Source organism: Streptomyces sp. PA03-5A (assembly GCF_033792725.1).
Lineage (GTDB): Bacteria > Actinomycetota > Actinomycetes > Streptomycetales > Streptomycetaceae > Actinacidiphila.
The window spans coordinates 1-15,292 of sequence record NZ_JARAVL010000068.1; the positions used below are offsets into that span (position 1 = coordinate 1).

The 15,292-nt window shown below is 74.2% G+C and carries 11 protein-coding genes; 5 read left to right on the plus strand and 6 right to left on the minus strand.

The features are described from left to right. Nucleotides 1-328: 328 nt before the first annotated feature. Together PV410_RS43260 and ptsP are read left to right on the plus strand one after the other, a co-directional pair. Nucleotides 329-778 (plus strand): PTS sugar transporter subunit IIA, encoded by a 450-nt coding sequence (locus PV410_RS43260; RefSeq protein WP_499510571.1) that lies wholly within the window; start codon nt 329-331, stop codon nt 776-778. Nucleotides 779-858: 80 nt separating this feature from the next. Continuing rightward, nucleotides 859-2,529 carry a phosphoenolpyruvate--protein phosphotransferase gene (gene ptsP, locus PV410_RS43265; RefSeq protein ID WP_500332173.1) on the plus strand — a complete coding sequence of 557 codons (1,671 nt, stop codon included), beginning with the start codon at nt 859-861 and terminating at the stop codon, nt 2,527-2,529. 73 nt (nt 2,530-2,602) lie between these two features. Here the strand turns inward: ptsP and PV410_RS43270 are convergent, their stop codons facing one another. Both PV410_RS43270 and PV410_RS43275 read right to left on the minus strand, forming a co-directional pair. Then, on the minus strand, nt 2,603-3,535 hold the full coding sequence (locus PV410_RS43270) for a DUF8829 domain-containing protein (protein ID WP_500332174.1): 933 nt from the start codon (nt 3,533-3,535) through the stop codon (nt 2,603-2,605). A gap of 31 nt (nt 3,536-3,566) precedes the next feature. Continuing rightward, nucleotides 3,567-4,916, minus strand: coding sequence for an MFS transporter (locus PV410_RS43275; protein ID WP_500332175.1), 1,350 nt, complete (start codon nt 4,914-4,916; stop codon nt 3,567-3,569). 47 nt (nt 4,917-4,963) lie between these two features. Between PV410_RS43275 and PV410_RS43280 the strand changes: the two genes are divergently transcribed. Then, nucleotides 4,964-6,283 (plus strand): aminotransferase class I/II-fold pyridoxal phosphate-dependent enzyme, encoded by a 1,320-nt coding sequence (locus PV410_RS43280; RefSeq protein ID WP_500332176.1) that lies wholly within the window; start codon nt 4,964-4,966, stop codon nt 6,281-6,283. A 34-nt stretch (nt 6,284-6,317) separates the two neighbouring features. On the opposite strand, the gene PV410_RS43285 is transcribed toward PV410_RS43280, so the two are convergent. Further along, nucleotides 6,318-8,333, minus strand: coding sequence for an acetoacetate--CoA ligase (locus tag PV410_RS43285; RefSeq protein ID WP_500332177.1), 2,016 nt, complete (start codon nt 8,331-8,333; stop codon nt 6,318-6,320). A 220-nt stretch (nt 8,334-8,553) separates the two neighbouring features. Between PV410_RS43285 and PV410_RS43290 the strand changes: the two genes are divergently transcribed. Continuing rightward, on the plus strand, nt 8,554-10,908 hold the full coding sequence (locus PV410_RS43290; RefSeq protein ID WP_500332178.1) for a glycoside hydrolase family 31 protein: 2,355 nt from the start codon (nt 8,554-8,556) through the stop codon (nt 10,906-10,908). Nucleotides 10,909-10,929: 21 nt separating this feature from the next. Here the strand turns inward: PV410_RS43290 and PV410_RS43295 are convergent, their stop codons facing one another. Next, nucleotides 10,930-11,439 carry an NUDIX domain-containing protein gene (locus PV410_RS43295; protein WP_500332179.1) on the minus strand — a complete coding sequence of 170 codons (510 nt, stop codon included), beginning with the start codon at nt 11,437-11,439 and terminating at the stop codon, nt 10,930-10,932. Nucleotides 11,440-11,557: 118 nt separating this feature from the next. Here PV410_RS43295 and PV410_RS43300 point away from each other — a divergent pair, with 118 nt between their 5' ends. Next, on the plus strand, nt 11,558-12,994 hold the full coding sequence (locus tag PV410_RS43300; protein ID WP_500332180.1) for a VWA domain-containing protein: 1,437 nt from the start codon (nt 11,558-11,560) through the stop codon (nt 12,992-12,994). On the opposite strand, the gene PV410_RS43305 is transcribed toward PV410_RS43300, so the two are convergent. Then, complete coding sequence (locus tag PV410_RS43305; protein WP_500332181.1) at nt 12,925-14,232, minus strand: adenylosuccinate synthetase; 1,308 nt, start codon at nt 14,230-14,232, stop codon at nt 12,925-12,927. The two genes, PV410_RS43300 and PV410_RS43305, sit on opposite strands and share 70 nt — an antisense overlap. A 29-nt stretch (nt 14,233-14,261) precedes the next feature. Further along, nucleotides 14,262-15,266 (minus strand): hypothetical protein, encoded by a 1,005-nt coding sequence (locus tag PV410_RS43310; protein ID WP_500332182.1) that lies wholly within the window; start codon nt 15,264-15,266, stop codon nt 14,262-14,264. Nucleotides 15,267-15,292: the final 26 nt, after the last annotated feature.

The following is a 15,292-nucleotide window of genomic DNA, read 5'->3' on the forward strand; positions in this document are numbered from 1 at the left end:
TTTCACCGGCCCCTCCGGGCTTTCCCTTCGTTGTCACCAGCTTATCAGACTCTTTCGGGCCCGATTCCCGCCGGCGGGGATTTCCTGCTTTTGCGTTTCTGCCTTTCGGCTTTCGCGCTCCCCGACTTTATCAGATGCTTTCCGTCGGATTTACCGCACCGCTGTGAGCACGCACGTCTCCGTGGCGTTCTCGTCGCGGGGGTTGACCCAACGTACTGGAGGCGCCCGGTCGGAGCAAATCGAGGGTGGCGTGCGGTGGCGTGGTGTGCCGGGCCTCAAGGGGGTGGCAGACTTGAGTGGTCTGGACCACTTGCTTGGAGGCTTCCTCATGACGACTGTCTCGTCGCCCCTGACCGGGCGCGTCATCGGTCTGGCCGCGGTGCCCGACCCCGTGTTCTCCGGTGCCATGGTGGGGCCCGGCACGGCGATCGACCCCGTGCGCGAGCCGTCGGTGGCCGTGTCCCCGGTGGACGGTGTGGTCGTGTCCCTGCACGCGCACGCGTTCGTCGTGGTGGACGCGGACGGGCACGGGGTGCTGACCCATCTCGGCATCGACACGGTGCAGCTGAACGGCGAGGGCTTCGAGGTGCTCGTCAACAAGGGCGACACCGTGGTGCGCGGCCAGGAGATGGTGCGCTGGGACCCCGCGGCGGTCGAGGCCGCCGGCAAGTCCCCGGTGTGCCCGGTGGTGGCGCTTGAGGCGGCGGCCGAGGCGCTGACCGGTCTCGTCGAGGACGGAGAGGTGACCGCCGGGGCCACGCTCTTCTCTTGGACGTAGCCTTTTCGGCAAGGCCACTCCCGACGCATAAACACAGGCAACGCGGTCGCGAGCGTCCGCGACGACCGGAGACGGGTGAGATGGAGACAACGCTGCGAGGCGTCGGTGTCAGCCACGGCGTGGCGATCGGCGAGGTACGGCACATGGGGACCGCGGTCCTCGAGCCTCCGGCCAAGCAGATTCCGGCTGACGAGGCCCCGCGGGAGCAGGCCCGGGCACGTCAGGCGGTCGAGGCGGTGGCCAACGACCTGATCGCGCGCGGCAACCTGGCCGGCGGCGAGGCGCAGGCGGTGCTGGAGGCCCAGGCGCTGATGGCGCAGGACCCCGAGCTGATGGCCGACGTGGAGCGCCGTATCGCGGTGGGCAGCTCGGCGGAGCGCGCGGTGTACGACGCGTTCGCCTCCTACCGTGCGCTGCTCGCCAACGCGGGCGAGTACCTGGCGGGGCGCGTCGCGGACCTCGACGACGTCCGCAACCGGATCGTGGCGCGGCTGCTCGGGGTGCCGATGCCCGGTGTCCCGGACAGCGACGAGCCGTACGTGCTGATCGCGCGGGACCTGGCGCCGGCCGACACCGCGTTGCTGGACCCGTCGCTGGTGCTCGGCTTCGTGACCGAGGAGGGCGGGCCGACCAGCCACAGCGCGATCCTCGCGCGTGCGCTGGGGGTGCCGGCCGTGGTGGCGCTGCCGGGTGCCACGGAGCTGGCCGAGGGCACGGTCATCGCCGTGGACGGCAGCACCGGCGACATCTACGTCGACCCGGACAAGGACCGGCGGGCCGAGCTGGCGAAGGCCGCGGAGGAACGCAGGGCGGCGCTCGCCGCGACCTCGGGGCCGGGTGCCACGTCGGACGGGCACAAGGTGCCTCTGCTGGCGAACGTCGGCGGTCCCGCGGACGTCGAGGCGGCCGTGAAGGCCGGCGCGGAGGGCGTGGGTCTGTTCCGCACGGAGTTCCTCTTCCTGGACGACTCCCGCAGCGCGCCGTCGGAGGAGAAGCAGGTCGAGGCGTACCGGCAGGTGCTGGAGGCCTTCCCCGAGGGCCGGGTCGTGGTCCGGGTGCTGGACGCGGGTGCCGACAAGCCGCTGGAGTTCCTGACGCCCGCGGACGAGCCGAACCCGGCGCTGGGCGTGCGGGGCCTGCGGACGCTGCTCGCCCACCCCGATGTGCTGCACACGCAGCTGCGGGCGCTCGCCAGGGCCGCCGAGGGCCTGCCGGTGTACCTCGAGGTCATGGCACCGATGGTGGCGGACCGCATCGACGCCAAGGCGTTCGCGGACGCGTGCCGGGAGGCCGGGCTGCACGCGAAGTTCGGCGCGATGGTGGAGATCCCGTCGGCTGCCCTGCGGGCACGGTCGATCCTGCAGGAGGTCGAGTTCCTCTCGCTGGGGACGAACGACCTGGCGCAGTACACCTTCGCGGCGGACCGGCAGGTCGGTTCGGTCTCGCGGCTGCAGGATCCGTGGCAGCCGGCGCTGCTGGACCTGGTGTCCGCGGCGGCCGAGGCCGCGCGGGCCGAGGGCAAGAGCTGCGGTGTGTGCGGTGAGGCGGCCTCCGATCCGCTGCTGGCGTGCGTGCTGACGGGTCTGGGCGTGACGAGCCTGTCGATGGGCGCGGCGTCGATCCCCTACGTGCGGGCGACGCTGGCGAAGTACACCCTGGCGCAGTGCGAGCGGGCGGCGGCGGCCGCCCGGGCGACCGACACGGCCGACGAGGCGCGGCGCGCGGCGCAGGCGGTGCTGTCCGGGGAGTGATCGCTTCCCGTCCTCCCGAGGGGCGTCCCACCGGTGGTGGGGCGCCCCTCGGCGTTCGCGGGCTCCGCCGTGCTCAGTCGTCCTCCGGCGGCGGGAGGACGAATCCCGGGCGGTGGACGACACCGGGCTCGGGGGGCACGGGGTCTCCGGACTCGGCGTCGGTGCAGTAGGCGTTGAAGACCTGTGCCTCGCTGAGGGGTTGGAGCCAGCCGTCGCGCAGCGTCCAGCCGCGGACTTCGTCCGGGCGGTCGGGTGGGGGCTGGCCGGTGCCCGCGCCGCTGCGCAGGACGAGACCGCCGGGGCTGTCCTCGGCGAGCCCGGCGGCGATGACGGTGCAGCAGACCAGTGCCTCGGCCTCGACGAGGTGGACCATGCCCTGCTCGTCGCAGCGGGCGTGCAGGGCGGCGAGCAGTGTGGTGCCCTCGGCGGGCACGCTGCACACGAGGTGGTGGTGGCCGGGCCCCGCGGCTTCGAGGAGGCGCATCAGGGCCTGGGAGGCGCGGTCGAAGGAGGTGCGGGCGAGGTCGTCGCCGCAGCCGGCGCAGTCCCCGGCGCGGGCCAGGATGCCGGAGGCCCGTTCCCAGGTGGCCTGGCGGCCCGCCTCGTACTCGAGCTCGGTGACGAGGTGTTCCAGGGGCTGGCCCGCGTAGGGGACGGTGGGGCCGGCCGTGGTGACGTCGGCGGCGTACCGCGTGCGGGAGCGTGAGCTGTCGGGGTCGTGGCCGGTGTCGGCGCAGTACTCGGCGTACTCGGCCGGGTCGAAGGGCCCGACGCGGACGTGGATGCCACGGGAGGCGAGCGACCGCAGCAGGCCCTCGATCTGCCGCAGGTAGCTCGCGTGGTCGTCGAAGGTGAAACTGCGGTAGCCGCGCATGGCGGCGAAGTCGGCGGGGTCGGTGAGGACGGCGACGGTGGTCGGTGACTCGCGGCGCAGCGTGCGGCGGCCGGTCCTCGCGGTGCGGCGGGCGGGGCGGCTGCTCTGCTTACGGTGCTTGGTATGTGCCATGACGGCTCCCCCTCGGTACGGCGGTCAACTGTCACTCACCGTAATCGCCGCCACTGACAGTGACCGTCCCGCCGGGGACGGTGTGGGTCTTCGCGGCCGCCGGCCCAAGGCGTTCGGCGGCGTCCAGCCGGTCCAGGCGGCGGCGCACGAGGGTGCGCTGGCCGACGGAGACGGCGGCGAGGCCGGCGCCGAGGCCGAGCCAGCCGAGCGGGCCCGCGGCCATGACGGCGGAGGTGAGCAGGACCGGGCCCGCCGAGCGCTGGGCCGACTGTGCGAGTCCGTGGACGCCGAGGTACGCACCCTGGGACCGGCCGGGAGCGAGGGCGAGGGACAACTCCCAGGAGATCGCGGCGTGGACGATCTCCGCTGCGGTGAAGGCCGTGGCGGCGACGACGAGGGCGACGACCGCGGTCCCCGTCGAGTCCACGGCCGAGACGGCCATGGCGCCGCCCGCGACGAGGAAGGCGACGCCGAGCAGCGGCAGCGAGGCGGCGGCCCTGCGGGGCTCGTCCCCGAGGCGGCTGAGGCGGACCTGGAAGAGCACGACGAGGACGTTGTTGAGCACGAAGAGCAGGGCGACGAGGCTGTGCGGGGCGACGGTCGCGGTGGCGATCCACAGGGGCAGGCCGATGTTGAGCGCCGTGTCGTCGAGGAACAGCAGGGTCTCGGTGGCGGTGTAGGCGAGGTATCCGCGGTCGCGCCATGGGCTGGTGGCCGGGGTCTTCGTCCGGGGCGGTTCCCCGCCGGCGGCGGCGGGCGCGCCGGCCACCACGCGCACGGGGGACGGCGGTTCTGCGCAGCGCAGGACGAGCAGGGCGGCGCCGACGAAGGAGAGGGCGTCCCCGATGAGCATGGTGCGGTAGGCGGTGTCGGTGCCGATGGCCAGGGCGACGGCGGCGGCGAGACCGCCGATGCCGAAGCCGATGTTGACCACGGTGCGCTGGAGGGCCTGGTAGCGGACGCGGTCCGGGCCGGCGACGCGTGCGGCGTACAGCTTGGTGAGGACCGAGGCGGCGCGGTCGCCGAGGCTGCCGAGCGCGGCGATGGGCAGCAGGAGCCAGAGGGTGCCGGTGAGCAGGATGCCGAGGGCGGCCGCGGCACGCAGGGCGTGGACGGCCGGGAGCAGCCGGGTGAGCGGCACGCGGTCCGCGACCCGGCCCGCGACGGGCGTGCCCGCCATGCCGACGGCACCGGCGACGCCGAGCAGGAGGCCGATCTCGTGCGGGGCGAGTCCGGCGACGTAGGTGTAGTAGAGAGCCGAAGTGCCGTACCAGAGACCGGATCCGGCCTTGTCGGTGAGGCTCACCCAGAGCATGCGGCGGCCGTCGCGGCCGCCCGGTACGAGGTCCTCGATGTCGCTGCGGCTGCGAGGGAATCGCATGCACTGCCCCCTTGACCCGAAATTTGTATTGATACATACTTGTGAATGTGGCAGCACAATATGCGATCAGCGGTACGAACGCCAAGGGCATTGCCGCGTCCGTCGAACGGGGCGTGGCCGACGGGGCGTTGTCCCCCGGGGCGGCGCTCCCGCCGGTACGGACGCTGGCCGATCGCCTGGGAGTCAGTCCCGGCACGGTGGCGACCGCCTACAAGGAGCTCCGGCAGCGCGGGATCGTCGTCACGCGCGGACGCGGCGGCACCGTCGTCGCACAGGCGCCGGCCGTGGCGTCCAGGAGGCCGCCGAAGGTGCCCGCCGGACTGCGGGACCTGGCGGGCGGCCACCCGGACCCGGCGTTCCTGCCGGAACTGCCGCCGTCGGTGCAGGTGACGCCCGGGGCGCGCTCGCACCGGTCGGCTCCGCGCCTTCCCGAGCTGGAGGAGCTGACCCGCGCGTGGTTCGACCGCGACGGCGTGCCGGCGGACGACGTGACGTTCGCGCACAGCGCGCTCGACTGCCTCGGGCGGCTGCTCTCCGTCGAACTGCGGCCCGGCGACGCGGTGGCGATGGAGGATCCGGGCTACCACCATCTGCTCGACCTGGTGCCCGCGCTGGGACTGCGCATGCTGCCGGTCGCGGTCGACGACGAGGGCATGCGGCCCGAGGCGCTGCGCGACGCGCTGCGGGCCGGGGCGCGGGCGGTGGTGTGCAGTCCGCGCTCCCAGAACCCGTACGGCGGGTGCTTCTCGCCGGAGCGGCGGGACGCGCTGCTCGGCGTGGTGCGGGAGGCGCCCGACGTCCTCGTGGTCGAGAACGACCACGCCGCGGAGATCGCGGGCGTGCCGCTGCACAGCCTGACCTCGGGGGGGCTGCCGCGCTGGGCGCAGGTGCGCACGGTCACCAAGTACCTGGGCACGGACCTGCGGTGGGCGGCCCTCGCCTGCGACCCGACGACGCTGGCGCGGCACGACGGACGGCTGCTGCTGACCTCGGGGTGGATCAGCCATGTGCTGCAGGGGATGGCCGCGCGGCTGATGACGGACGCGGCGGCGCGGCTGCTGGTGGAGGCCGCCCGGGACGCGTACGCGGAGCGGCGGGAGGCACTCGTCGGCGAGCTGGGGCGGCTCGGGATCGCGGCGCACGGGGCGAGCGGGCTGAATGTGTGGGTGCCGGTGCGCGACGAGGCGGCGGTGGTGAACGGGCTGCGGTCGCGCGGGTGGTGGGTGGCCGCGGGGGCGAGGTTCCGGCTGGCGGCCGGGCCCGGCGTGCGCATCACGACCGCGGAGCTGCGGCCCGCGGACGCGCGGGCTCTGGCCGCCGACTTCGCCGGCGTGCTCGGGGAGTTCGGCGCGACGTACGGGGGGTGAGGGGGGGCCGGGGCCGCCTCACCCCCGCGGGCGCTCAGCTGCGGGTGCGGGCCAGGTCCGCGTAGAACGTGAGCAGCCCCAGGTCGTCGACGGAGCCCGGGTTGACGGCCTTGTCCAGCGGCGTGCCCTGCAGCAGCTTCTTCACCGGGACCTCGATGCGCTTGCCGGTGAGGGTGTGCGGGATGCCGGGGACCGGGATGATCTCGTCGGGGACGTGGCGGGGGGAGAGCTGCTCGCGGATGGTGCGCTTGACCTTGTCGCGGAGGGCGTCGTCGAGCACGGCGCCCTCGGCGAGCTGGACGAACAGCGGCATCCAGTAACCGCCGTCGGGCTGCTCGACGCCGATGACGAGCGACTCGCGGATCTCCGGGAGCCGTTCGACGGCCTCGTAGATGTCCGCGGATCCCATGCGGACGCCCTGGCGGTTGAGGGTGGAGTCGGAACGGCCGTGGATGACCACCGTGCCGCGCGAGGTCAGGGTGATCCAGTCGCCGTGCCGCCAGACGCCCGGGAACATCTCGAAGTAACTGTCGTGGTAGCGGCTGCCGTCGGGGTCGTTCCAGAAGTGGATGGGCATCGACGGCATGGGGTTGGTGACGACCAGCTCGCCGACCTCGTCGGTGACCGGCTTGCCGTACGGGTCCCAGGCCTGCAGGTCGGTGCCGAGGCAGGGGGCCTGCAGCTCACCGATGTACACCGGCAGGGTCGGGACGCCGCCCGCGAAGCAGCTGCACACGTCGGTGCCGCCGCTGACGGAGGCGATCCACAGGTCCTCCTTGACCTCGTCGTGGAGCCAGCGGAATCCGTCCGGCGGGAGCGGGGAGCCGGTGGTGGCCACGCACGTGACGGCCGACAGGTCGTGGTCGCGGCCGGGGTGGACGCCGGCCTTGCGGCAGGCGATGACGTACGCGGCGGAGGTGCCGAAGACGGTGGTGCCGGTGCGCTCGGCCACGCCCCACTGGGCGCCGGTGTCGGGAAAGCCGGGGCTGCCGTCGTACAGGACGATCGTGGAGCCCGCGAGCAGGCCGCCGACGAGGAAGTTCCACATCATCCAGCCGGTGGAGGTGTACCAGAAGAACCGGTCCCGCGGCCCGAGGTCGAGGTGCAGGCCGGTCTGCTTGAGGTGCTCCAGCAGGATGCCGCCCTGGGACTGGACGATGGCCTTGGGCAGGCCGGTGGTGCCGGAGGAGTAGAGCACCCACAGCGGGTGGTCGAAGGGGACCTGCTCGTACGCCGGCTCGGGGTCGCCGGAGACCAGGGACTCCCACTCCAGGGCGCCCTCCGGGGTGGGCGTGCCCAGCAGCGGGATGTGCACGACGGCGCGCAGCGAGGGCAGCTCGGCGCGCAGCTCGGCGACGACGCCGGTGCGGTCGTGCTCCTTGCCGCCGTAGCGGTAGCCGTCGACGGTGAACAGGACGACGGGCTCGACCTGCTGGAAGCGGTCCAGCACGCTGCGGGCGCCGAAGTCCGGGGCGCAGGAGGTCCACACACCGCCGACGGCGGCGGTGGCGAGCAGGGCGACGACGGCCTGGGGGACGTTGGGCAGGTAGCCGCTGACCCGGTCGCCGGGGCGGACGCCAAGGGCGCGCAGCTCGTGGGCGAGGGAGGCGACCTGGCGGCGCAGCTCGGCCCAGCTGGTGGAGCCGATCTCGTGCCGCTCGTCGAGGTGGAGCAGGGCGGGCTCACCGGCCCGGGCGGCGTCGCCGGCGGGACGCAGGGCGTGTTCGGCGTAGTTGAGCGTGGCCCCGGGGAACCACTTCGCGCCGGGCATGGCGGCGTCGGCGAGGACGGTCTCGTACGGGGAGGAGAAGCGCACGTCGAACCACTCGACGACGGACCGCCAGAAGGTCCCGGGCTCGCGCACCGACCAGGCATGCAGCGCGTGGTAGCCGGCGACGGGGTCCGCGGCGTCCGGGGCGGGCGCGCCGTGGTGCTCGGCGGCCCAGGCCTGGAAGCGCGTCACCTGGGCACCGGAGACTCGGTCCGGGCCGGGCTGCCACAGCGGCTGCTCGGTCGCCGGGTCGGCGGTGGGCTCAGGTGTGGTGCTCATGGGGCGGCTCCCGGACGGTACGCGACGCTGCGTGATGTGCGGCTGGACCCCGGCCGGGCGGAATGTCCCCGGTCGCGGCTGGGCAGGACGATGCCACGTGATCGTCTCCGGCGCCAGGGCACCCCCCACACATTCGGGGGTGGAAGCATGTGCCGGGCCGCCAGGTGGAAGGTGGCCGACCGGCGGCGGGGCGGGCGGGAACGGTGAAAGGGTGGGCCTTATGGATGCTCGGGACCTGGTGCGACAGGTACGGCAGGTCGGATCGGCGAACGGGCTGAGGGCGGTGCGCGCGGCGTGGCGCCGGCAACGCACCGACGCGCGGGACCTCCCGCGGCGGGGGCCGGAGCGGGCGCGGGTGCCGGGGTCCGCCGAGGGCGCGGATCCGCTGCCGGGCGGAGGGGTGGTCCGCTTCGCCCGGTCGACCCTGCGGGTGCGGGTCGCGGCGGGCGGCGCGGTGTTCTGCGGCTGGGACGGTGCCGAGCCGGAGCCGTCGTACGCGCTGGACGGCGGCTGCCCCGACGCCGACACCCGGGCGGTCATCGAGCCCGACAAGGACGGCTGGCGGGTGGTGTCGGAGCGCATCACGGTGCTGGTCTCCCGGCACGGGGCGGTGGAGTTCCGCACGCCGGGAGGTCTGCTGCTGCGTCGTGACCTGCCGCCGCGCTGGTGGGACCCGGTGAACGCGGCGGAGGGCACGGAACCGCGCTGGGTGCAGCGCTCGGAGACGCCGGCGGACGCGGACGTGTTCGGGCTCGGCGGGCGGGCTTCGGGGCCGCGGCTGGGCGAGGGCGCGTACCGGCTGTGGAACACCGACCCCGGCGGCGCCTTCGAGCCGGAGACCGATCCGCTGTACATCACCATGCCGCTGCAGCTGGTCGTCGCGGACGCGGGCAGCCACCTGGTCTTCCACGACAACACCTGGGACGGCCGGGTGACCCTGCGTGACGGCGAGGAGGGCGCGGGATCGGGCCACGACCGCCCCGGCGGCTGCGAGACGCGGATGGACGGCGGCCCGCTGCGCTACTGGGTGATCCCCGGCACTCCCGCGCGGATCCTGGCCTCCTGGACCGCGCTGACCGGCCGGCCCGCGCTGCCGCCGCGCTGGGCGCTGGGGTACCAGCACGCGCGGTGGGGCTTCGGCACGGCGGCGGAGGTACGGCGGGTCGCGGCGGGTTACCGCGACCGCGAACTGCCGCTGTCCGCGCTGCACCTGGACATCGACCACTACGACGGCCACCGGGTCTTCACCGTCGACCGCGAGCACTTCCCCGACCTGCCCGCGCTCGCCGAGGAGTTGCGCGGGCACGGGGTGCGCCTGGTGTCGATCGTGGACCCCGCGGTCAAGCTGGAGCCGGGCAACCCGGTCCACGACAGCGGGGCGGCGGGCGACGCCTTCGTGCGCGACGCGCAGGGGCGTCCGGTGCGCGGCGTGGTGTGGCCGGGCGACGCCGTCTTCCCCGACTTCACTGACCCGCGGGTGCGCAAGTGGTGGGGCGGGCTCTACGCGGAGCGGCTCGCCCAGGGCTTCGCCGGGGTGTGGCACGACATGAACGAACCGGTGTCCTTCGCCGCGTTCGGCGACACCACCCTCCCCCGCTCCGCCCGGCACGCCCTGGAGGGCCGCGGCGGCGACCACCGCGAGGCGCACAACGTGTACGGGCTGACCATGGCGCGCGCCGGACACGAGGGGCTGCGTGAACTGCGCCCCGGCTCCCGGCCGTTCCTGTTCTCGCGCTCCGGCTGGGCGGGCATGCAGCGGTACGGCGGCACGTGGTCGGGCGACGTGTCGACGGGGTGGCCCGGGCTGCGTTCCTCGTTGTCGCTGGTGCTGGGGCTCGGCCTGTGCGGGGTGCCGTACTCGGGTCCGGACGTGGGCGGGTTCACCGGGAGCCCGTCGCCGGAGCTGTACCTGCGCTGGTTCCAGATGGCCGCGTACTTCCCGTTCTTCCGCACGCACTCGGCGATCCACGCCGGTCACCGCGAGCCGTGGGGCTTCGGGCCGCAGGTGCTGGAGGCGGCCGGGGCGGCCATGCGCGGGCGGGAGCGGCTGATGCCGTACCTGTACACGCTGGCGCACACCGCGCGGCGTTCGGGCGCACCCTATGTGCGGCCGGTGTGGTGGGGCGATCCGGAGGACCGCAAGCTGCGTGCCTGCGGGGACGCCTTCATGCTGGGGGACGCGCTGCTGGTGGCGCCGGTACTGGAGCAGGGGGCGACGGAACGGGCGGTGCGGCTGCCGCGGGGCCTGTGGTACGACACCGCGACCGGGGAGGCGTACCAGGGGCCCGGGCAGGTGCTGTTGCCCGCGCCGCCGGAGCGCATCCCGGTGCTGGCCAGGGCCGGTGCCGTGGTGCCGGTGGCGGAGGAGGACGGCACCGTGACGCTGGAGGTGTGGACGCCCGCGCCCGGGCGCACCGGGGGCGGCATGCTGATCACCGACGCCGGGGACGGATGGGCCGACCCGCGGGTGGAGCGCTTCGGCTCGCGGGTGGCGGACGGCGGGGTCGTCGTGGAGCGTGAGGAGCACGACGAGGTGGGGTACCGGGTGCGGGTGCGCGGCACGGCGGTGCAGTAGCCGCCGTTCGGTGGCGGCGGTTCAGTAGCGGCCGTCGAACCAGTTGCGCACCGCCTCGGTGTGCAACGGGAAGGCCAGTTCCGCGGGGGCGAGGAGGAGTTCCCGGCCGTCGGTCTCGTCGGTGACGACGGCGGGCGGGAGGTCCTCGGCGGCACGCTCGGGCAGGAGGCCGAAGACCAGCAGGTGCCCGGTGTCGCCGCTGAGGGCGTCGGCGAGCCGTACCTCGCCCGCGGCCGCCTTGATGCCGGTCTCCTCGTCGAGTTCGCGGACGACGGCCTCCTGCCACGTCTCGCCGAGGTCCACGAAGCCGCCGGGAAGGGCGAGCAGTCCGCGCCGCGGCTCGATCGCCCGGCGCACGAGGAGCAGACCGGTGCCCTCGGCGGTGCGCACGGGCACCAGGGCGACGGCGACCGGGAGCGGATTGCGGTACGTGATGCCGCCGCAGGCCGCGCAGGTGCGCGGCCAGCCCGCGCCGGGGGCGAACTCCGTACCGCAGTAGGAGCAGTGGCTGTCCTTCTGACGAGTGGTCACGCGCGGACTGTAGCGGACCGCGTCCGGGGGACCGGACGGTTCCGTACGGCTGCCCGGGCACGGGTGTCGTGTGCGGAGCCCTGTCCGTGGTGGCGGGTGAGAGGGCACACTGACGTCCGTGACACCCGAATCCCTCGGAAAAGGCGCCAATCTGCCGGTTCCCGTGCCCGCCGTGCGGGCCGTGCTCGACTGGACCGCGGGTCCCGGCGTGCCCGACGTCGACGCATCGGCGCTGCTGCTGAACGGCGACGGGCGCGTGCGCTCGGACGCCGACTTCGTGTTCTACAACCAGCCCGCGCACGCCTCCGGCGCCGTGCGGCACGCCGGTAAGCAGGCGGGTCCCGGACCGGCCTCGGACGCGCTCGACGTGGACCTGGCCCGCGTGGAGCCGGCGGTCGAGCGGATCGTGCTGTGCGCCTCCGCGGACGGCGGGACCTTCGGACAGGTCCCGGGGCTGCGGCTGCGGCTGCTCGACGCCCGCAACGGGGCCGAGATCGCGCGGTTCGACATGCTGGCGACGACCGAGACGGCCTTCCTCGGCGGCGAGCTGTACCGGCGCGGCGGGGTGTGGAAGTTCCGGGCCGTCGGGCAGGGCTACGCCTCGGGGCTGGCCGGGCTCGCCACGGACTTCGGCATCTCCGTGGACACGCCGCAGACGCCCGAGGCGCCGGTCGCACCGGCCGCCGCGCCGCCACCGCCGCAGTACCCGCGGCCCCCGCTGCCCGTGACGGTGCCCCCGCCGCCGCCCTTCCCTGCCGGGGCCGCTCCCCCGCCGCCGGCCGTCCGGCTCACCAAGGGCGAGGAGCACCTTCCTCCCGACATGCGCAAGCGGCTGAGCCTGCGCAAGGAGCAGGTGGCCGTCAGCCTGCGCAAGCACGGCGCGGTGGGCGTCGTGGCACGGGTGATCCTCGTGCTGGACGCCTCGGGCTCGATGGCCGGCCTGTACGCGCGCGGGGTCGTCGCCGACGTGGTCGAGCGCATGGCGGCGGTCGCGGCGCAACTGGACGACGACGGCGAAATGCAGGCGTGGACCTTCGCCTCGCACCCGGCGCAGCTGCCGGACCTGCGGATCGCGGAACTGCCGCTGTGGCTGCGGCTGCACGTCCGGGTGGGCGAGCTGAGCCTGTTCGGCCGGCCCAAGAAGCCCCGGCACGGACTGCAGCCGGGCCAGGTCGACATGCGGTTCGTCGGCATCCAGAACGAGGAGCAGAAGGTCATCGCCGAGGTCCGGGCGTTCGTGCGGGCGTACCCGACGGCGGCGCCGACGCTCGTGCTGTTCTTCTCCGACGGGGGTGTCTACCGCAACGCCCAGATCGAGCAGCAGTTGCGGGAGGCGGTGGAGGAGCCGGTGTTCTGGCAGTTCGTCGGCCTGGGCCGGGCCAACTACGGGGTGCTGGAGCGTTTCGACACCCTGCCGGGCCGGCGTGTGGACAACGTCGGGTTCTTCGCAGTGGACGACATCGCCACCGTGCCGGACGCGGAGCTCTACGACCGGCTCCTCTCGGAGTTCCCCTCCTGGATGACGGCCGCGCGGCAGGCCGGGATCCTGCGCTGAACCTCCCGTTTGTCGGCGGCCGTCGGGCCGTGGGACTCCAGGACGACCGGCGCGCCGAGCGCCTCCCCCACCGCCTCCGACCAGGCGGCCGGGTCGGGGCCGGGCATGTCCCAGCGTGCCGGACGCGCCGTCAGCAGCCGCTCGGTGAGGGCGGCCTGACGGCCGAGGTCCCCGGCCGGGGCGGTGGGCAGCCGCGTCTGCCCGGTGTCGTACGCGCGGACCAGCCGCAGCTGCGGGCAGCGGCGGGGCGCGTCGAGGTGGGTGACGGCGAGGGCGTCCACACCGCCGCAGACCTCGACGGCGTAGCGGTGGGCGACGGCGTCGAAGTGGCCGGTGCGGAAGGCGCCCTGCCAGGGGCCGTGGCCGTTGTGCGGTTCGGGCAGCAGCGGGGCGAGTTCGGGGTCCTCGGTGACGTGCGGTCCGGGGCCGTGGCGGGTGGTGTACGTCCGTACGACGCCGAGCCGGCGGGCCTCCTGACCGGCTTCCGCCAGCAGGGCCTCGGCGCCCGCGAACGTGGTCGTGGACCAGGTGGTGTAGGGGTGGAAACCGTGCCACTCGTCCAGGAGCACGCCCTGGGCACCCTCGAGGACGACCGCGCCCTCGCGCAGGACGCGGGCGAGGTGGCCGTCGCCGGTGAGGGTGACGGCGCGGGCGAAGGCGGTGAAGGCGTCGGCGCAGTCCTCGGGCGGCGGGGCGGGCAGCCGGCGGCCGAACTCGTCGGCCAGGCGGTCGCGCAGCAGGCGCAGCTTGCGCAGCAGACGGGGGCGTGAGGCGCAGTCCCCCGCGGTGGGGGCGTCCTGCGGGTGGGCGAGGGCGTAGGCGGCGGTCTCGCCGATGCCCATGCCGCACGAGCCGTGACGGGCCGCGCCGCGGGCCTGCTCCCGCAGCCGGTTGGCGGCGGCGTGGTACGGGGTGGTGAGGCGGGCCGCGCGGTCGACGCTGAGCAGGGCGTACGGCGCGGGGACGCCGAGGGCGGCGAGGTGGTCGGCCTCGGCGGCCAGCGCGAGGGGGTCCACCAGCATGAAGCGGGACAGGTGGGTGGGAACGCCCTGGAGGGTGCCGGAGCCGAATTGCGCGAAGGTGTGGTGGCGTCCGTCGGTGGTGACGACGTTGTGCGCCGCTTGGGCTCCGCCGTTGAAGCGGACGACCGCGCGGACCGGCCCGCTCGCGCAGAGCCGGTCCACGACGGTGCCCTTGCCGGCGTCGCCGTAGCCGAGGTCGACGACGATGGTGTGCACGGGGTCCTCCAGGGTCCTCCGGGAGGGGCCTACAGGCGGGTGGTGCCGGTGGCAGTGCCGTCGCCGTCGCCAGTGACGTCGATCAGGGGCGTGTCCGTCACCGCGACGGCCGCGCGGTCGCGGTCGAGGGCGGCGAGGGCCTTGCCGACGGAGCCGGTGGCGGCGGAGCCCAGGTCGGCGAGGTCTTCGAGGCCCTCGGCGAGGTCGATGGCCTCCTCGCCGAGCCCGATGGTGAGGGCGATGGTCTCGCAGACGGCGTCGAGGTCGTCGAGCTCGATGACGTTCTGGCCGAGGAGCCCCCGCCAGGTGCCGAGGACCTCGGTGTTGCCGACGTAGGAGGAGCCCGCCGGGAGGATGTAGTAGACGTCGAACTTCCGCCGCAGCTCGGCGACGATCCGCGTGACCGGGATGTCCTCGGCGAGCTCGTCGCCGAGGACGTCGCGCACCTCGCGGGCCTTGACCTTGCCGTAGGGCAGCTCGTCGCCGATCAGGAAGAGGTAGCCGCGGCGGCCGCGCTTGTCGTGGCAGTCGATCGAGGTGTGCCGGGCCATCGCGTACATGGCGAGCTCGTAGGACTCGGTCATCTGGCCGCCGCCCCCGCCCTCCAGCAGGATGTTGCCGAGGTCGTCGTCCATGCGGTTGTCCGACTCGAACTGCCCCAGCTGGAGCGGGACCCGGTCGCAGGTGGCGTCGCCTACCGCGCCGAAGAGGATCTGCGGGTGCTCGGTGTAGCCCTTGCGCAGGAGCAGGCCGAAGAGCTCGGGGAGCTTGGTCTGCAGGACCTGCGGGACGGTGCGCATGGATCCGGTGACGTCGAACAGCACGGCGATGGCGAGCGAGGTGGGGTGCTCGTCGGAGTCGCGGCTCTCGCGGACGCCGATGTCCTTCGGGTCGAGCGAGGGGTGCGCGGTCCAGGAACTGCGCGGTGCGGACGAGGTGACGCGGTCGCTGTAGGCGAAGGCGCCGGCGCCGCTGGCGGCGCGGTAGCGCGCGGCGGCGTCGTAGACGTTGGTGGACCAGCTTCCGCTGCCCATGGTGGTTCCCCCTTGGTGTGTCAGGT